Origin of the sequence: Sporosarcina newyorkensis (assembly GCF_900167515.1) — a bacterium.
Taxonomy (GTDB): Bacteria; Bacillota; Bacilli; order Bacillales_A; family Planococcaceae; genus Sporosarcina; species Sporosarcina newyorkensis.
In genome coordinates this window covers 438,209-455,687 of the sequence record NZ_FUYJ01000002.1, presented here as the reverse complement: position 1 = coordinate 455,687, position 17,479 = coordinate 438,209, and the positions used below count along the sequence as shown (strand labels likewise).

Sequence of the window (17,479 nt, the reverse complement as noted above, 5' to 3'; positions counted from 1 at the left end):
GTTACGACACGAAAACAGACTCTTTTTTCAATCCATAAAATCGACCAATTCATTCAACGTTTTTTCATCTAACGGGCCAATGACCTTTTGTGCAATTCGCCCTTTCGTATCGATCATAAACGTTGTCGGCATGGAGAATACACCATACATTCGCGTTACTTCCGCAGTTTTATCAAGCGGGATCGGGAAGCTCAATTTATATGACTTTACGAAATTTTCTACTTCACTGATTCCCAATTTCTCTGACTCCGTCACATTGACCGCTATCAATTCGACTTGATCTTCATCCGTTAGTTTCGAATAAAAACTTTCCATATGCGGCATTTCTGCTTTGCATGGAGGACACCAGGTCGCCCAGAAATTCAAGATCACTTTCTTACCTTTCAGCTCTGACAAAGTCACCGTTTCACCGGCAAGTGTCTCCAATGTGAAGTCAGGAGCAGGTGAATACTGTTCGAGCCCTTCTTCAGCCACCTCTAGTTCATTCGCTTGACTCAAGGAGGTTACAGGCGATTCAATCGGCTCAGGCTTCTCCACTGTATTCTTCACCATCAAAAAAACCAATGTGCCGATCACTAACAAACTGAGGATGGATCCAATCATTTTTTTACTCACTTTGCTTCTTCCTTTCTACTTACCGAATGCGTTGCCTGGCGTTGCAGAATCCACATCAGCAACCCGCTTCCGATCGTTGTGATAAGCGGCATTGTCCAAAATGCGCCTGGCTGAGATGCCGACACCATGAAATGAACCGCAATCCAAATAATTGATAATTCACTAACCGAATTGGCTTTCTTGCGGTAACTCCAAAACGTCAAGGCCCATAACAAAACGAAGAAAGCGATCGTCCCGCCTTTAACTAGGAGACTGCCATCATTCAAAAAAGTCATGACCACTTGATACACCGTCTGCCAACTAATCAACGCAAGCAACAGCGACCAGTGATCCTCGTACTTCCACTTCTCTTTCATCCCTTGCCGAATTGTCAGCAGACCGACAACAATCAAAGCTAGAATCCAACCAATCTTGCCGCCATGGAAGTATAGAATAGACAAAGGATAGTGACGGACAGTCGAAAAGTCTGTCAAGATCACAGAGAACTTCCATATGATCACCGTATTAAAAAATATATTGCCGATTCGGTCACCAGCTGTTTTCCCAAAGTATATGCGAATGAAAAGATAGGTCATGACAAAGCCTGCACTAAATGCAATCCAGGAAGACGGCACGGTGATTGCTCCGACAGGATAATACTGAGTTATGGGCACCGCCACTTCCTCCTTCATCTGTCACCATATGAAAAACCTGCCGTTGAATAGGCAGGTTTTCATTTTATCCTATATCAAAAAGACACGTAATGCAAAGGGTTGACCGCGCTTGGACCAGAGCCTGAGAAGTTTCCAACATGGACTTCAAAGTGCAAATGTGGTCCTGTCGAGAAGCCTGTTGATCCAACAGCTCCAATATATTGACCTTTTCCGACATGGGCACCTGAGCTCGTACTAATTGACGAAAGGTGACCATAGACAGTAGTTAAGATTTTACCGTCGACAGAATGTGTGATCATGATCACATTACCGAATCCACTCATCTGACCCGCGTAAGATACGACGCCATCTCCAGCTGCTACAACCGGAGTTCCCATAGGCGCACTTAAATCGATACCACGGTGCTGTTTTTTCGCATGAGTGATCGGGTGTGTTCTCCAGCCAAATCCTGAGCTGTATCTACCATTTGTAGGCTTTGTCCAAAATCCGCTTGAAACGGCAGGTAGGTTACCAGTCGGTGCAGATGAACCGCCGCTTGATTGTGTTTGCTGCTGACGCTTCGCCGCTGCTTCCGCACGACGTTTCGCTTCTGCTTTGCGAGCAACTTCCGCGAGACGATTCTGTTCCGCTACGATTTGGCCTTCGAGCTCGTCACTGATTTCGATTGCATCGTTATACTCTTCTTCGAGATTGGCTTTCTCTTTTGAAAGTTTCTCTTGCTCAGCCTGCAATTTATTGACGAGCGTATTCTTTTCTTTCTTTTGAGCATCCAACTTATCTTTCATTGCTTGAATTTTAATCTTGCGTTCTTCTTGTTCTGCTAACTTTTGCTCGACAAGCTTTTTCTCTTCTTCAAGCTGTGCCATATCTTCTTCTTGCTGGCGGATAATTTTACGATCCGCATCCATTAAAGTCGTCACTGCCGAAAAGCGGTCAATGAAATCAGAGAAGCTGTTCGCACCGAGCAACACGTCCAAATAGCTGACTTGTCCGCCCTTCACTTGCATAACCCGCACGCGTTCGCGTAATACTTCATCACGTTCCGCAATACGAATTTCCAGTTCTTTGATCGACTTTTTTAATTCTTTAATCTCTTTCTTTGTTTGATCCATTTCGGCAACGAGATGATTCATATTGCTGTTTGTTTCATCGATTTTCGCGTTGAGCTTCTTGATCTGCCCCGTGAGCTGATCTGCTCTCGATTGCTTCGCCTGAATTTGACTTTCTTTATTCTCGATCGTGGAATTTAAACTGTTCTTTTTATTTTCCACCGCTTTTCGTTCATTCTGAAGATCTTTCAAAGTACTTGCCGAAACGCCCCCACTGCCGACCATCGTCGTCATAAGACATACCGCCAAGACACTCGAAATGATTCGGTGTCGCTTTATCAAATCCCAGTTCCCCCTTCGAAATTTCAAATCTATCAATCCTTTATACTTTTAAGAACTTTCTAACTGACATAAAGCTGCCCCATACGCCAATGAATACCGCGATGAACAGCAGTAAACCATTCAACTGCAATAGAAATGGCATTGGATTCAGTAAATGAAACAGTTCATTTTGCAATCTGGCTTCCCATACGGTATACAATTGAGAATAAGCGACTGTAACCAAGATCATCGGCAAAATCGCACCAAAAATTCCGAGCCACACTCCTTCGAGCATGAATGGAATTCGTACAAAGCTATTGGTTGCGCCTACAAGCTTCATAATCTCGATTTCTGTTCGTCTCGCCACAATCGTTAGACGGATTGTGTTCGATATGAGGAACATAGCGGTAAATAATAAGGCCAATATTAAAACAAGCCCTACATTCCGACCAACCTTCAGCACATTGAACAGTTTTTCAACCTTACCTTCTCCATATTCCACATCGTATGTATAATCGTATGTACCGATTTTTTTTGCGATTTTCGCCGTCTCTTTCGGATCCGCAGCTTTAATATAAAGCGCGTCACCAAGCGGATTGCTCTGCTTGTACAGCGCCAGCTCATCTCCGAATGAATCGATCATTTTTTCAAGTTCCTGATCTCGGGTGGAATGGACTACCTCTTCCACACCTGGCGTTTCCTTCACTTTCTTTAAGAGCTTTTGTACCGCTTCCTGATCCGCCGCGGGATCCGCTACCACTTTAATTTCCACATCATTTTCAATATTATCCGCGAGTTGATTCAAGTTCATCATGATGACGAAGAACACGCCGATGAGTAGCAACGTGACCGTTACCGCACTGACAGATGCGAAAGTCATCCAATTGTTTCGGCTAAGGCTTTTGAAACTTTCCCTCACGTGTCGTTTTAACGTTCTAAATTTCATAGCGGTACTCTCCTTCATACTCATCTCGTGTGATGAGACCGCCTTCTATCTGAATCACTCGGTTGCGCCGCGTGTCGACGATTTCCTTGTTATGTGTTGCCATGACAATCGTCGTGCCGTGCGCATTGATTCGTTCAAAAATTTTCATGATCTCCCAAGATGTGTCGGGATCTAAGTTTCCAGTCGGCTCGTCCGCAATAACCAGCTTCGGTGAATTGACGATTGACCGTGCAATCGACACGCGTTGCTGTTCGCCCCCCGACAATTCATTCGGGAACATTCTTGCTTTTTGAGTTAATCCGACCAATTCCAATACCTCAGTCACTTTTTTACGGATCGCACTCGGTGTTTCTTCTATTACTTCTAGTGCATATGCAACATTTTCATAGACATTCAATTTAGGCAGCAATTTAAAATCCTGGAAGACCACACCGATCTGTCTTCTCAAGAAAGGCACATCTTTACTGCGCATTTTTGTTAAGTCCGTTCCATTGAAATAAATCGTTCCACTGGTCGGAACTTCTTCACGATACATCATCTTAATGAAAGTGGATTTTCCTGCTCCACTTGGCCCGACAACGTAAACAAATTCACCTTTTGTGATCTCAATGTGGATTCCGTTAGAAGCCACTACGCCATTCGGGTACTTTTTGTACACATTTTTCATTACAATCATACATTTTAACCACCTGAATTTTGTTTTCCATTCATGTTCGCCAAACTAATTATAGCATGATTCGACATGCCTTGTATTACAGTTATGTATCAAATGGTCTAAGTGGGTATTTTTATGTGAAATCCTGGCTAACCCTCTCCAAACATGAAAAAGACCATTCTCAAGGAGTCCTCAAGAATGGTCGATTGTTACATAATTATTTCTTCTCAGCAAGCCAAGCTGCTACTGCGTCAGCTTCTTCGCCTTTGATAATACCTGGAGGCATTGCGCCTTTACCGTTGATGATGATGTCATGGATTTCTTCTTCAGAGTGAGTAGCTCCAACTTTGTCCAATGCAGGACCTGCTCCACCTTCTAAGTTTCCACCGTGACAAGACACACAGCTAGTCTGTACGACTTTCTCCGCGTCTACATTGGATGTTTCAGCACCGTTGTTGGTATTTGTGTCTTCTGCTGGCTTGTCCGCTGCGTTGTCGTCACCGCCGCCACATGCACCAAGCACTAGCGCTGCTCCAAATAAGGTAGCCAAAAGTTTGTTCTTCATGCAATATCCTCCCTTTTGATTAATTTTTTCTCACATTCAATAGTATACCAAAAAACCTTCGTTCCACAGCAAACAGAAATGACAAGTTTTCAAATTCTACAAGGAAGCTGCCATGCGTCTTCTGCGTAATGGACGGTTTGGTAATGAATACACTCTATAGTATTGACCAAAACATTGCGGATTAAACATTTTATTTTAGATAAAGTGTAAGGAATTTAGCAAGTCAGCTGTGCCTATTACTTTTCTCGATGAGTAAAGATGACTCAGTAAGCGTTCCGGGATTTCCGCTCCAGACGGTACGCTTTCCGGGGGGCGTGGCCTTGAGCCTCCTCGTTCGCTTCGCTTCCTGCGGGGTCTCAAGACGCACGCTGATCCCCCAGGAGTCGACCGTCTTCCGCTCCAATCCTTAATTAGTGGGGATGGACACACAGTAAGCCCATTGTACTTTTTTTAAAGTCTGAGAAGAGTCCCCACACTCAGAGTACATAACGGGCATCTCTCATTCTCTTAGTTAAATAGCGTTAGGTGATTTCAAGAACAAGAAGCCTGCGAGTACTGCTTCTTTTCATTAGCTTTTGAACTTTGATCAATTTCGTAAGGACACATCGCTTTGTCACTTAGAATTTTCAATGGATAAGCCACTATAATTCCCATCAAAAAGTAGGGATTGGAGCGGCGGGTGGCGACTCCTGCGGGATCAGCTCGACAGGTGAGACCCCGCAGGAAGCGTAGCGAACGAGGAGGCTCACCGCGAGCCCCGCGGAAAGCGTCCACCCAGAGCGCAAATCCCCGGAGCATTTACTAAGTCTTACAATCCCATTATTACTTTATTAGAACAAGAAAAAGTGCATTTCTGCACTTTTTGATTAGGATATTCTGGAACGCAAGTAAGCGTTGATGAATGGGTCGAGATCGCCATCCATGACGGAGCTTACATTTCCGGTTTCTTCATTTGTTCGGTGGTCTTTTACCATGGAGTATGGATGGAAGACGTAGGAGCGGATTTGGCTGCCCCAACCGATTTCTTTTTGCTCGCCACGGATTTCCGCTAAGCGAGCTTCTTCTTCTTCAACGCGTATTTGATAAATTTTTGCTTTAAGCAAATTCATCGCACGTTCACGGTTTTTGATCTGTGAACGTTCCGTTTGACAGGTAACGATTGCGCCTGTCGGTATATGTGTCATGCGTACAGCAGAGTCCGTCGTGTTGACGTGCTGTCCGCCCGCGCCGCTGGAACGATACGTATCGACCTTGATATCTTCTGTTTTAAGATCCAAATCGATGTCGCCGTCGAATTCCGGCATGACTTCAATGGAAGAAAAAGATGTGTGACGTCTTCCAGAAGAGTCGAATGGTGAGATACGGACTAATCGGTGAACGCCTTTCTCAGCTTTTAGATAACCATAAGCGTTATGACCTTTGACACTCAAAGTGACCGATTTCACACCTGCTTCGTCACCTGCTTGATAATCAAGGGTTTCCACTTTGAAACCATGGTGCTCAGCCCAACGCGTATACATGCGGAGCAACATTGAAGCCCAGTCTTGTGACTCGGTTCCACCTGCACCTGAATGTATCTCCAGCACTGCATTGTTTTTATCAAATTCATCGCTCAATAGCATCTGTAGATCGAATTTATCCATTCGTCCTTTGAACTCTTTTAATTCGGAGACGAGCTCTTCCTGCAACTCTTCATCTGCCTCTTCACGAAGCAGTTCAAGTGTCATTTCTAAGTTTTCCTGCGTGTCATTCAAATCATTGTATTCCCCGACAATATCTTTTAATGCATTGGATTCAGAAATGACTTTTTGCGCGGCATCCTGGTCGTCCCAGAAGCCTGGCTCAAGCATCATTTCTTCTAATTCCTGCATACTGGCCTCTTTGTTTTCTAAGTCAAAGAGACCCCCTAAAGTCCGCTAATTTCTTAGCTGTTTTGTCGAGCTCGTTCCGAACATCGGATAATTCCATCATAATTGTTTCCTCCTGAGTGGTTGTTTCTCTAAATAACGAGTTAAATAATCTACATCCTATGTGCACGGTTTTGCAACGTTGATTTCCGTTGCAGACGGACGCTTTCCTGGGGGCGTGGCTTGAGCCTCCTCGTCGCTTTGCTCCTGCGGGGTCTCAAGACGCACGCTGATCCCCAAGGAGTCGTCGCCTTCCACTACAATCAACTGGGCTTTCGCATGTTCATGGAAAACACTCAGCTTCGGAAATAAAATCAATAAATCGCCTTAATTAAAATCACGCTTTGCCGTGGCAGTTTTTATACTTTTTGCCGCTGCCGCATGGACAAGGATCGTTGCGGCCGATGTTGACCGAACGGCGAATCGGTTTTTTGCGTGCCGGTTCGCTGCCTTCTTTCGGGTTGTTCGCTTGCCCTTTTGCTACTTCTTCACGCTCTAGGTTGTTGCGGATTTCTGCTTTCATGACATACTTCGTCGCGTCGTCTTCAATCGCTGTCAGCATATCTTCAAACATCGCAAATCCTTCTGCCTGATATTCACGCAGCGGGTCAGTCTGTCCATACGCACGTAAATGAATTCCGTTTCGAAGCTGATCCATCGCATCTATATGATCCATCCACTTCGTATCAATCGCACGCAGTAAGACGACTTTCTCGAACTCGCGCATGCGGTCTTCAGACATTTCCTGCTCCTTCTCATTATAGCGTGCAATCACCAATTCGTGAATAAATGATTGCAGTTCTTCTTGAGATTTTCCTTGAAGCTCCGCGACCGTAACGGAGTCTTCCGGCAATAGGTTCGCTTCCAGATAATCCTTCAGACCTTTAGCATGTACTGTGTTCTCATCGATATGCAGCGCAACTACACGCTCAATGACCGAATTCAACATCCCTTCAAGTACAGGACGTATATTATCGGAACTTAACACATCATTACGTTCTTTATAGATAACTTCACGTTGCTGACGAAGAACATCATCATACTGCAGCAAACGTTTCCGCGAATCAAAGTTGTTCCCCTCGACTCGTTTTTGCGCAGATTCAACAGAACGCGAAACCATTTTGGATTGAATCGGTGTGGAATCATCCATTCCGAGCTTCGTCATCATCGATTTCATTTGCTCCGAACCGAAGCGGCGCATCAATTCATCTTCGAGTGACAAATAAAATTGTGTCACCCCAGGATCTCCCTGACGTCCGGAACGACCGCGGAGCTGATTATCGATACGTCTTGACTCGTGCCGCTCTGTACCGATGACCGCAAGACCGCCAACTTCTTGAATATGATCGCCCAGTTTAATATCTGTACCACGACCTGCCATGTTTGTCGCAATCGTTACTGCACCTTTTTTACCGGCGTCTAAAATTATTTCTGCTTCGTGTTCATGGTTTTTCGCGTTCAAGACGTTGTGCGGAATACCATACTTTTTCAAGAAAGCAGAAATGATTTCAGATGTTTCGATTGCAACGGTACCGACCAAGACAGGCTGACCTTTTTCGTGACGTTCTTTAATATCTTCCGCCACCGCTTTGTATTTGCCGTCCATCGTTGCAAAGATCAAATCTGGACGGTCGTCACGTGCGATTGGTTTATTCGTAGGAATTGCAATGACGTTCATATTGTAAATATTACGGAACTCTTCTTCTTCCGTTTTTGCAGTACCGGTCATGCCGGAAAGCTTTTCGTACATACGGAAATAGTTCTGGAATGTAATCGTCGCAAGTGTCATCGATTCGTTCTGAACTTCAAGACCTTCTTTTGCCTCTATAGCCTGGTGTAAGCCATCACTGTAGCGACGGCCTTTCATCAAACGTCCGGTGAAGGAGTCAACGATGACAACTTCGCCTTCTTCCACAACGTAGTCTACGTCATTATGCATACTGACATGCGCTTTCAATGACTGATTAATCGCATGGTTCAGCGTGACGTGCTGCAAATCGAACAAGTTGTCGATGCTGAATGCCTTCTCTGCAGCTTCAATACCCGCCTCTGTCAAGACGACACCTTTCGTTGATTCATCAAACGAATAGTCTTCATCTTTTTTCAATGTAATGACGAAACGATTCGCCAGACGATAGAGTTCTTGGGATTTTGCTGCTTGACCGGAAATAATAAGCGGTGTACGGGCTTCATCGACTAAAATGGAGTCAACCTCGTCAATCACCGCAAAATGAAGTGGGCGCTGAACTTTATGTTCATTGTAAAGCACCATATTATCCCGTAAGTAATCAAAACCAAGTTCATTGTTCGTACTATAGGTGACATCGGCTTCATAGGCTTCGCGTTTCTCTTCCTTGCCCATGCTGTTCAAATTCAAGCCGACTTTCATGCCTAAAAATTCATATAGCTGGCCCATTTCGGCTGCGTCACGGCTGGCCAAGTATTCGTTGACTGTCACGACGTGCACACCTTTAGATGTCAGGGCATTTAAATAAACGGCGAGTGTAGAAGTCAGCGTCTTCCCCTCACCGGTCTTCATCTCTGCGATATTGCCTTCATTCAGTGCGGCTGCTCCCATGATTTGAACACGGAATGGATAGAGTCCGAGCACGCGGCGAGCGGCTTCCCGAACGACTGCGAATGCTTCGACTTGCAGGTCCTCAATCGTTTGGCCTTCTTGATAGCGTGTTTTGAATTCGTCGGTTTTTGCTGTCAGTTCATCGTCTGACAATTTTTCCATGTCGGAAGCCAATGCTTCGACTTGGTCTGCTACTTTTTCGAGACGTTTCAAGTCACGTTTGTTCGGATCAAACATTTTATTCAATACGCCAAGCATTTATGTCACATCCTCATAACTTCTTCAATCAAGCAGGTTTGTCCCGCCAGTTGTTCGTTCTGGTAAGTTTTCACTAATACGAATTTGTGTCACACTCCATTTTAGCACTGTCAAAAGCCTGGTGCAAATGGTCCGCCGTATGGATTTTCAGAGGACAGAGTGAGAGTGCTAGGTTGTCCGGGGATTTGCGCTACAGACGGGACGCTTTCCGGAGGGCGTGGCTTGAGCCGCTTCCCTCGCTTCGCTCAGTCCAGGGTCTCAAGACTCACGCTAATCCTCCCGGAGTCGCCCGTCTTCCGCTACAATCCCTACTTTTAAAAGGAAGTATAATGGCTAGTCCATTGTGATTTATAAGGGACAAGGTGTTGCCTTCTAGCGTGATCAAAGTTCAAAAGCTAAATGATTTTGTGCAGTGCTCGCAGGCTTGGTTAGCCGTAAAATTACTTAACACGCTTGAACTCATTTAATAATATATCTAAGTTTTGCAATCTGACATTTAGCTTCTTCTTAAATTTAAGGAAATCACTGTGGACTGGCGAATTGTTCAGTGCAAATCTTTGCCCTGAATCCCGGACCGCTCAACAAGTAATCCTATAAGTTAAGGCTCGGCATAAATCATTATGTATAAATAAAACAAGCCCAGCTTAGCTGGACTTGTTTTATTGTTGATTAGTTTGTTTCGATCAGACCGTAACGGCCGTCTTTTCGTTTGTAGACGATGTTTGTGCCGTCGGATTCTGCATCTGTGAAGATGAAGAAGTTGTGGCCGAGCATGTTCATTTGAAGGATGGCTTCTTCTTGATCCATTGGCTTCAAGTCGAACTGCTTTGTCCGTACTACGTTGAAGTCTTGATCGTCGTCGAGAGATTCTTGTGTGTTGTTACTATCTTCAACAGATTGGAAGAAAGCAGCTACGCCTTCGCGCTCGCGAGATTTTCGGTTGACGCGTGTTTTATATTTACGAATTTGACGCTCGAGCTTATCAACGATCAAGTCAACAGCTGCGTACATATCACTGTGGCGCTCTTCTGCGCGAAGTGTCAAATTCTTCATTGGAATTGTTACTTCCACTTTTGTTTGTTTATCATTATACACTTTCAAGTTAACGTGAGCTGTTGCGTTTGCACCTTCTGTAAAATAACGCTCCAGTTTTTGTATTTTCTTTTCTACGTACTCTCGGATCGCCGGAGTAACCTCGACGTTTTCACCGCGGATATTGAAGTCTAACATATGAACTCCTCCTTTATTTGAACCTTATTAGTATACTTCTTCATAGTACCCTTAAATACCTTCTGCAAACTTGAGAAATTTGCTGAAACTTCAAGAAATTTTGTATAGACCAATGAATTTACTCCAAATGTTTCTCCAGACGCGCACGTTTTTTCAGTTCCTCCACGATTTGCGCATCTACTCGTTGCTCTTCACCGAATTCGAAACCGTATTGAAAACCGTGTTGGACAAACTGCTTCCAGACGACTGCGCCAAGAATTTCGAACCGATGCTGATACAGCATGAACTCCAACTGCAAAGTAAGTTTTTTAGGATGCAGAGGCAAATCGAGGAACGTAAAAAACTTCACGCCGCCCGTGCTAATATCTAGTAACTCGCACTCCCCTTCATTCGACAATTTCTTCTCTTCGTCATCCAACTGAAGTCGAAACTTCGCAGGTAGTTGTGGGTTGAACTCGTATCTAAAATAGTCCTGCCGATTATAGCGCATACGCTATTCTCCCTTCTTATTGAATTTCTATGTAAAAAAACCGAAAGAGATGCGCTCTCTTTCGGTTCTTATTGTTTTGTATCGTAATAGGCACCGTCTTGGATCATTTTCCCGTAAGGATTCGTGTAACTATTGATATTTTCTTTCTTTGCTTGGGACTCCGAAATATTTGTGCGGATGTCCTTCATGAAGCGCGCAAGATTCGTTAGCACTTCTTTTTCAAGCTGCATGAGCTCTTGACCAGCATCTCGTTCTTCATCTGTGAATGGTTCTGCAATATGCGGTTGCAATTTTTCACGGTCGTCGAGCAATCCCTCAATCTTTGTGATCACTTCGTCCCGCTGCGATTCATCCACTTTTTCCGTTAACGCAATCAATTGCATGGAACGTTCGCGCCACATGGTCATGGCAGCCCGAATCATATTTCATTCACATTCGCATATTGTTTTGAACGATTCACCTGAATAACCTGTTTCCACGTGTCACGGAATTCCTTAATAATCCCGGATGCTTCATCAAATAGCGCCGGGTCATTTTTGATATTGCCATCGATCAAGCGACTGTTGACAAACTCATACAGCACCAACATATTCTCCGCAACCGGATAGGAAGTATCCAACGTCAACATCAATTCCGTAACAATAGCCTGCGCTTTTTGGATTGCAACATTCTTTTCTTCAAGTTTACTTTCTTCCAGCGCCATTTTCCCTTGCTGAATAAATTTGAGGCATCCGTTGTAAAGCATTAATGTCAATTCGCCAGGAGTAGAAGTCGTCACCGAGTTGTTTTGATATGCTGCATAAGGATTGTTAATAGCCATGTTCAGTCAATCTCCTTTTTTCTTACAAAGTGTGTTACATACCGCCGCCAAATGAATTCATCAACTGAGCAGACTGAGCATTCGCACGTTGGATGGCACGCTCCATCGCGGAGAACTGCTTCCAATAGCGGCTTTCCATCATCTGCAATTTATTTTCGAAACGTTCGATTTGTTTATCGAAACTTTTTAGTGAGCGTCCTAGGGCGAATGTGTCGTTGACCGCTGTTGACGAACCTGCTTTTGCCGAGATGTTTTTTTGCACATCTTGTAAAGCTTTTCTATAGTCTTGAGCAATACCAGAGTTATTTTCACTGTGAACACCTTTCGTATCCTTATCATCACGACCAATTAAGTCATATACTGCGTTTGGATTTTCCGCAATTTTCGCCCGTAATTTATCTTCATTGATGATCAACTTACCATTCTCCGAATAGCTATTGGATGGTTCGATTCCTATGTCTTTTAAACTGATTGTAATTTCTTTGCCATCAGCATCAGTTGTCTTTATAACTTTAGACATTATCCCTCGAAGACTTGATAGCATGCTAGAAATCGCTGGGTCATTACGTAAGGTACCACTCTTTGCTTTCTCTTCCCATAATTCTATTTCTTTTTCTTTCATGTCGGCTTTTTGTTCCGCAGAAAGTGGATGGAAGTCTCGGAAGTTTTTCTCTTTAATTTTGCTGTTTAGCTTTTCGATCATTTCATTGTAATCATTTACAAACTCCGTAATAGAATCTACTATTTTATCGGAATCCGCAGAAGAACTAAAAGTAATCGGTGAAGACGTTGTTTGTTTTAATGTTACTTCAAAACCATTGATTTCAAATGTATTTGATGGACGGGTAGTTTTTAAACCGTTGAACGTAAACTCGGCATCAATACCTGCCTTACCTGGTACATTTAATTGAAGTTTTGATATTGAATCTGCATCGCCTGTAATTTTAATATTACCTTCCCCACTATTTTTAGCACTCATAGCAATCTTGCCAGATGCCGAATCAAAAAATGCATTGACACCGGTTTTATCATTAATCTTTTTCATTAATGATGTCATTGTATCGGACTCTTCGATGGTAATATCAACTGCTTCTCTTCCAGGAGCTTCGATTTTCAATGTCGCTCCTACATTGGCAAGGCCAAGCTCCTTAAGCGTTTTTTTAGAAGCCATTTCATCAGTGATTTTCTCTGTACCACTCTTAAGTTCACCACTTTGTAAAGTAGCTTGTGTAGCAAGTACATCTATTTCAAGAGTTCCAGAAAAATCACTTGAGCCGCTCACTGATCGAATACTAGCTGCGTTCTCGTCCGAAACATTTACAGTTTTGTGTAAATAATTCTTCTGTAATATCGAGTTATCTAGCAATTTATCACTAAGCTTTTTTAAATCTCGGTTCACACTCCGATAATCTTCCATCTGCCACGTAGTGTATTGTTTCTTCTGTGTAATTTTATCAAGCGGGATCCGGTGTGCTTTCATCATGTCTCTGATGATTGTTTCTGTATCCATACCGGATGCTAATCCACCAATTCTCATTTACTTCACACCTTTTCTTTAAATTTTTCGGTCTACCAATAATCCGACGAATTCTTTCATTGAGGCGTACATGTCCATCAATTTTTTTGGCGGGATTTCACGCACGATTTCATCCGTCTGGGAATCTACGATTGTTACATAGTATTCATTCAGTTTATCATGAAATTTAAATCGAAGCTGCGTATTGACGCTTTCGAGGAACTTATTCATGCCGTCCGTCAGCTGCTTCGCATCGCTTTTTGAAAGTTCTTTCCGCTCTTCAGGAGGCGGTTGTTGCCTGGTGTCTTTAATTGGCTGTACTTCTGTAACTGGTCTTTCGGTTTCAATGGACGCACTATCATAGGATGACTGTACTGGTTGTGGCGTGGATCCACTGCCTATTCGGCTAACCATACATGGAACCCCCCCGTCTTTAAATCAACATTCGTTATTACTAATATCGGTTTCAAACTAGAGATGTTGAGCCAAACAAATGAAAATCTTCCCACCGACTGAATTTAAAAAAATCCGCCATCCTCTCATTAAGGGAGTGGCGGATTTTTGTTGTATAAAAATTTATATCCTCAGCTGCACAGCTTCTTCATGCGTTTCCTGAATATACTTTGCTATTTGTTCTTGCTCGCCCGTCAGCTCTGTCAGCGTGGCGTTCATTTCTTCGATTGCCGCCGTACTTTCCTGGATGATGGACGCAAACTCCACTGTACGTTCAGAGACTGTTTCACTGCTCCTTGCGATGTATTCGAAGTCATCCATGAATGCATGTAAGGCGCTTTGCAATGTCGTCATCGTGCCGAACAGTTCAGCGAATGATGTATTGGAGCGATCTGCAACTTTCACTTGTTCCGCGACTTGTCTCAAGCCGTCCTGCAACTTGCCTACCGATAATTCATTGAATGTATTTACTTCGGATAAATTCAGATCAATTTTCTTCAGCGTTCCGTCGGTCAACCCAGCGAGCTTTCGAATCTCGTCCGCAACGACTGCAAAGCCTTTTCCTTTCTCGCCCGCTCGCGCTGCTTCAATACTGGCGTTCAAGGCAAGCAAATTGGTCTGTTCCGTAATTTCCTTGATCGTGCCTGCAAATGTATTCGTTTCCTTGATTTTGTCAGAAAGCACCTTAAATGTTTCATCCAGTTCCTCAAAGAATTCGGAAAAACGGTCAATCTGTTGTTTTAGTTCACTAATTTGATGCGTTCCTTCTTCTGCTTTCAGGCCTGCTTCGTCTGTCTGTATCGCTAATTCACCCATCTGTCCCGAAATGCGCGTCACAGAACTATGTGTATTCTCTGTACTCTCAGCAATTTCCATTATATGATCGGCTTGATTTTGGCTGGAGGCGCTCACTTCATTAATCGCAACCAACATTTCGAGCTGAGATGATACGGAAGTCTCGGAGCTAACTTGAAGCTGGCCCAGATTGCTGGTGATTTTTTCAACCGCTTGATCTAGTTTTTGTGCCAACTGCTCTTCTTTGCGCATCTTTTCCGCTGTCAATTCGGCATATTCTTCGACTTGCTTAAAATTGCGTGCGTTTTGGCGCACGACCAAGAGCAATATCACTCCACCTAAGAAATGAAGCAATACGAGGTTACTTCCGCTCGCCGCCACCAATTCTGGCTCAACAAAACGCGCATTATTCAACAGCAATGCAATCAAACTCAACACATATCCAAATGCCATAATACCCATCTTACCGTGAATGCCCCCCAGCACAAGCAGCAAAATGATAATACCAATTGACCCTAAATTCGCTTCGGAAAAATAAATGACTCCAACCGCAATCGCAAAATTCATCAGTATCAAAAAGTAAGGCAAATATTTCGTGATCAGTTCATGCTTAGTGAACAAAAAATAAAAATACAGCATAGCTGCTATCGCAAATGGTATGGCCACCGATAAAATAATCTCCATAGCCGATTGCTGAATAAACTGTGCGATCAGCCCCAGCCCCGCTGCAATCCCAAAACCTAACCCCATAATTTTGTTCTTCTGTATCCAGTCCTCTCGCTTTACCTGTTCAATATCCATCATACATCCCCTTTCACTATACCAGTATAATTGGCAACATAGTAATATTAAGGTAGCATGAATGAATGGCCATTCATATAATTCCGATGGCCTATCTTATACTTTATAGTGCTCATTTCCATTCTCCGAAGGGTCTTAGGATCTATATGAAGTTTTCCTTTAACGTTTGATAACTTCTTAACCTACTACATAAGATTAGGTAAAATAGAGAAAGGAGGGTTCAATGTCAAACCCTGATACAAACCAATGGCTACTGGAGTGTTATGAGCGCCCTATCGAACTCTGTCGAAAGTTGACAAGCTATTTTAAAGGTGCTACCGCAGGCCAAATCTATGACCATCTGACGTTTCATGGTCTCTACAGCTATCCTACCAAACCAGCTAAACAAGTCGTTTCAGAACTTCAGCGATTACAAGCTTGGGATATTGTCCAAAAAGAAATCAAACTGCTCCGTAAGGAATGGCAAGGTCCTCAAATCCCTACTTTCATTCTCCCAGCTCATTCCACAAAATCCGGTTTAGCATTCAATGATAAATTATTCATCTTTCTTCCTCCTGATTGTAGCGAGTCTGAGATCAAAGCTGTCGTTACGCATGAATATCATCATGTTTGTCGACTTTCAAGATTTTTTCAGAACGAATCCGATTATACGCTACTAGATGCCATCGTATTGGAAGGTCTTGCAGAGCATGCGGTCCGTGAACGACTCGGGAGTCAATTGGTAGCAGGCTGGACAAATTGGTATACGGCCAGTCAGTTGGAAGAATTTTGGGAGACATTGTTTTTTCCGAACCGTCAGCTGCCAAAATCGTCATGGGCGCATGAGCATCTAGTGAATGGTACGGCTGGCAATCCACGCATGGCAGGTTACGCAGTCGGTTATTTTTTAGTAGGGAGGTATATGAAATCTTCAGGGCTTACAACGGCTGGTTTACTTGGTGTTTCGGCAGAACAAATGGTAAAGAAGCTGTCGTAACCCACGACAGCTTCCTCCCTTACTTCTTACCAGAAAAACAAGGACAATAAAGCAATGCCCGCAATCGCACCTAACGCAATTCGTTGATATCCGCCATAGCCATATCCTCCAAAACCATATCCTCTTATACCAAAACCGCCATAACCAAAGCCGCCCAATCCACGAGGTCTACCGATCGGCTCGATTACAACTTGCCGTCGATCTACTTCTCGAATATAGCCACGATAAACACCGCCATCCTTCGTCTGAACCGTAACTGCTCTGCCATGATATCGCTGACACATTTCGTAAAATCCACAACTCGACATCTTTTCACCCCCTCAGTCACTCCTATACACAGCGTATGCCATTAAAAGGCATACGTCTGATCCATCCGTACATGATGGGTTCCAAAATAAACATCCTAAATTCTTTTGAGAAGCCAAGACACTCTGAAAATTTCTGCATACGATAAGGATAGTTCCACATTTGGAGGTGAAGTAACTATGGGTGAGTCAGTTGGAGGAGCAGGTTACAACGGTGGTTTCGGTTTCGCAATGATCGTCGTGTTATTTATCTTATTGATCATTGTCGGCGCAGGGTTTATGGGATACGGCTGTTAATAATTTCTAAATGAAACGGAAAAGGTGGTGAATAAAATGTTCGGATTCGGTGGATATGGATGCGGCGGTGGCGGTGGCTGTGGCTATGGCGGCGGTGGTAATGTTGGCGGAGCCGGCTGCGGCGGATATGGCGCAGGTCGTGGATTTGCATTGATTGTCGTATTATTTATCCTTCTCATTATCGTTGGCGCTGCTTGCCTATAAAACGGAGAAGGAGTAATGGTTTGTCAGCCCGTCGATTTTTACGAC

General features: G+C 43.7%; 18 protein-coding genes and 1 pseudogene. 3 read left to right on the top strand and 16 right to left on the bottom strand.

Features of this window, described 5'->3' with window-relative positions:
- Positions 1-27 precede the first annotated feature (27 nt).
- The 15 genes from B5D59_RS06425 to B5D59_RS06350 all read right to left on the bottom strand — a co-directional run bounded on the left by B5D59_RS06425 (position 28) and on the right by B5D59_RS06350 (position 15,652).
- Positions 28-615, bottom strand: coding sequence for a peroxiredoxin family protein (locus B5D59_RS06425; protein ID WP_009765747.1), 588 nt, complete (start codon positions 613-615; stop codon positions 28-30).
- Complete coding sequence (locus B5D59_RS06420) at positions 612-1,268, bottom strand: hypothetical protein (RefSeq protein ID WP_078817321.1); 657 nt, start codon at positions 1,266-1,268, stop codon at positions 612-614. The genes B5D59_RS06425 and B5D59_RS06420 overlap by 4 nt, the downstream gene beginning before the upstream one ends.
- 74 nt (positions 1,269-1,342) lie before the next feature.
- Entirely contained in the window at positions 1,343-2,659 is a 1,317-nt protein-coding gene (locus B5D59_RS06415) for a murein hydrolase activator EnvC family protein (protein WP_245799470.1), read from the bottom strand.
- Positions 2,660-2,699: 40 nt separating this feature from the next.
- Positions 2,700-3,584 (bottom strand): permease-like cell division protein FtsX, encoded by an 885-nt coding sequence (gene ftsX / locus B5D59_RS06410; RefSeq protein WP_009765750.1) that lies wholly within the window; start codon positions 3,582-3,584, stop codon positions 2,700-2,702.
- Entirely contained in the window at positions 3,574-4,260 is a 687-nt protein-coding gene (gene ftsE, locus B5D59_RS06405; RefSeq protein ID WP_078817320.1) for a cell division ATP-binding protein FtsE, read from the bottom strand. Before ftsE ends, ftsX begins: the two co-directional genes overlap by 11 nt.
- 196 nt (positions 4,261-4,456) lie before the next feature.
- Positions 4,457-4,804, bottom strand: coding sequence for a cytochrome c551 (gene cccB / locus B5D59_RS06400; RefSeq protein WP_078817319.1), 348 nt, complete (start codon positions 4,802-4,804; stop codon positions 4,457-4,459).
- Positions 4,805-5,670: 866 nt separating this feature from the next.
- A protein-coding gene (gene prfB, locus B5D59_RS06395; protein ID WP_171805920.1) for a peptide chain release factor 2 occupies positions 5,671-6,772 on the bottom strand; the annotation gives its coding sequence in 2 pieces (ribosomal slippage) (positions 5,671-6,699 and positions 6,701-6,772; 1,101 coding nt in all).
- A gap of 276 nt (positions 6,773-7,048) precedes the next feature.
- Positions 7,049-9,547: a preprotein translocase subunit SecA gene (secA, locus tag B5D59_RS06385; RefSeq protein ID WP_078817317.1), complete on the bottom strand. Its 2,499-nt coding sequence runs from the start codon at positions 9,545-9,547 to the stop codon at positions 7,049-7,051.
- A gap of 669 nt (positions 9,548-10,216) precedes the next feature.
- A complete protein-coding gene (hpf, locus tag B5D59_RS06380; RefSeq protein WP_009765757.1) occupies positions 10,217-10,777 on the bottom strand; it encodes a ribosome hibernation-promoting factor, HPF/YfiA family in 561 nt (186 codons plus the stop codon).
- A 118-nt stretch (positions 10,778-10,895) separates the two neighbouring features.
- On the bottom strand, positions 10,896-11,267 hold the full coding sequence (locus B5D59_RS06375; RefSeq protein ID WP_078817316.1) for a PilZ domain-containing protein: 372 nt from the start codon (positions 11,265-11,267) through the stop codon (positions 10,896-10,898).
- 68 nt (positions 11,268-11,335) lie between these two features.
- The gene (gene fliT, locus B5D59_RS06370; RefSeq protein ID WP_139365959.1) at positions 11,336-11,674 is read right to left on the bottom strand and encodes a flagellar protein FliT; all 339 of its coding nucleotides are present in this window, start codon (positions 11,672-11,674) and stop codon (positions 11,336-11,338) included.
- A gap of 11 nt (positions 11,675-11,685) precedes the next feature.
- Positions 11,686-12,087, bottom strand: a complete 402-nt coding sequence (gene fliS, locus B5D59_RS06365; protein WP_078817314.1) for a flagellar export chaperone FliS — start codon at positions 12,085-12,087, stop codon at positions 11,686-11,688.
- Between the two features lie 34 nt (positions 12,088-12,121).
- Positions 12,122-13,624 carry a flagellar hook-associated protein 2 gene (locus B5D59_RS06360; RefSeq protein ID WP_078817313.1) on the bottom strand — a complete coding sequence of 501 codons (1,503 nt, stop codon included), beginning with the start codon at positions 13,622-13,624 and terminating at the stop codon, positions 12,122-12,124.
- Between the two features lie 18 nt (positions 13,625-13,642).
- Complete coding sequence (gene flaG, locus B5D59_RS06355; RefSeq protein WP_078817312.1) at positions 13,643-14,017, bottom strand: flagellar protein FlaG; 375 nt, start codon at positions 14,015-14,017, stop codon at positions 13,643-13,645.
- Positions 14,018-14,179: 162 nt separating this feature from the next.
- Positions 14,180-15,652, bottom strand: a complete 1,473-nt coding sequence (locus B5D59_RS06350; protein ID WP_176132516.1) for a methyl-accepting chemotaxis protein — start codon at positions 15,650-15,652, stop codon at positions 14,180-14,182.
- A gap of 223 nt (positions 15,653-15,875) precedes the next feature.
- Here B5D59_RS06350 and B5D59_RS06345 point away from each other — a divergent pair, with 223 nt between their 5' ends.
- Positions 15,876-16,628, top strand: a complete 753-nt coding sequence (locus tag B5D59_RS06345; RefSeq protein ID WP_078817310.1) for a DUF2268 domain-containing putative Zn-dependent protease — start codon at positions 15,876-15,878, stop codon at positions 16,626-16,628.
- A 26-nt stretch (positions 16,629-16,654) separates the two neighbouring features.
- Here B5D59_RS06345 and B5D59_RS06340 read toward each other — a convergent pair whose 3' ends face one another.
- Positions 16,655-16,936 carry a hypothetical protein gene (locus tag B5D59_RS06340; RefSeq protein ID WP_078817309.1) on the bottom strand — a complete coding sequence of 94 codons (282 nt, stop codon included), beginning with the start codon at positions 16,934-16,936 and terminating at the stop codon, positions 16,655-16,657.
- A 177-nt stretch (positions 16,937-17,113) separates the two neighbouring features.
- On the opposite strand from B5D59_RS06340, the gene B5D59_RS06335 reads away from it, so the two are divergent.
- Positions 17,114-17,230 (top strand): YjcZ family sporulation protein, encoded by a 117-nt coding sequence (locus tag B5D59_RS06335; RefSeq protein WP_078817308.1) that lies wholly within the window; start codon positions 17,114-17,116, stop codon positions 17,228-17,230.
- Positions 17,231-17,350: 120 nt separating this feature from the next.
- Positions 17,351-17,434 (top strand): annotated as a pseudogene (locus B5D59_RS18685) (YjcZ family sporulation protein); the annotation flags it as partial.
- Positions 17,435-17,479: the final 45 nt, after the last annotated feature.

Bases quoted from the DNA above. Each gene is read 5' to 3' on its own strand.
- hpf (WP_009765757.1), bottom strand. From the start codon at position 10,777: ATGTTAGACTTCAATATCCGCGGTGAAAACGTCGAGGTTACTCCGGCG.
- B5D59_RS06340 (WP_078817309.1), bottom strand. From the start codon at position 16,936: ATGTCGAGTTGTGGATTTTACGAAATGTGTCAGCGATATCATGGCAGA.
- B5D59_RS06335 (WP_078817308.1), top strand. From the start codon at position 17,114: ATGGGTGAGTCAGTTGGAGGAGCAGGTTACAACGGTGGTTTCGGTTTC.
- flaG (WP_078817312.1), bottom strand. From the start codon at position 14,017: ATGGTTAGCCGAATAGGCAGTGGATCCACGCCACAACCAGTACAGTCA.
- ftsE (WP_078817320.1), bottom strand. From the start codon at position 4,260: ATGATTGTAATGAAAAATGTGTACAAAAAGTACCCGAATGGCGTAGTG.
- cccB (WP_078817319.1), bottom strand. From the start codon at position 4,804: ATGAAGAACAAACTTTTGGCTACCTTATTTGGAGCAGCGCTAGTGCTT.
- fliS (WP_078817314.1), bottom strand. From the start codon at position 12,087: ATGGCTATTAACAATCCTTATGCAGCATATCAAAACAACTCGGTGACG.
- B5D59_RS06350 (WP_176132516.1), bottom strand. From the start codon at position 15,652: ATGGATATTGAACAGGTAAAGCGAGAGGACTGGATACAGAAGAACAAA.
- ftsX (WP_009765750.1), bottom strand. From the start codon at position 3,584: ATGAAATTTAGAACGTTAAAACGACACGTGAGGGAAAGTTTCAAAAGC.
- secA (WP_078817317.1), bottom strand. From the start codon at position 9,547: ATGCTTGGCGTATTGAATAAAATGTTTGATCCGAACAAACGTGACTTG.
- fliT (WP_139365959.1), bottom strand. From the start codon at position 11,674: ATGACCATGTGGCGCGAACGTTCCATGCAATTGATTGCGTTAACGGAA.
- B5D59_RS06345 (WP_078817310.1), top strand. From the start codon at position 15,876: ATGTCAAACCCTGATACAAACCAATGGCTACTGGAGTGTTATGAGCGC.
- B5D59_RS06375 (WP_078817316.1), bottom strand. From the start codon at position 11,267: ATGCGCTATAATCGGCAGGACTATTTTAGATACGAGTTCAACCCACAA.
- B5D59_RS06360 (WP_078817313.1), bottom strand. From the start codon at position 13,624: ATGAGAATTGGTGGATTAGCATCCGGTATGGATACAGAAACAATCATC.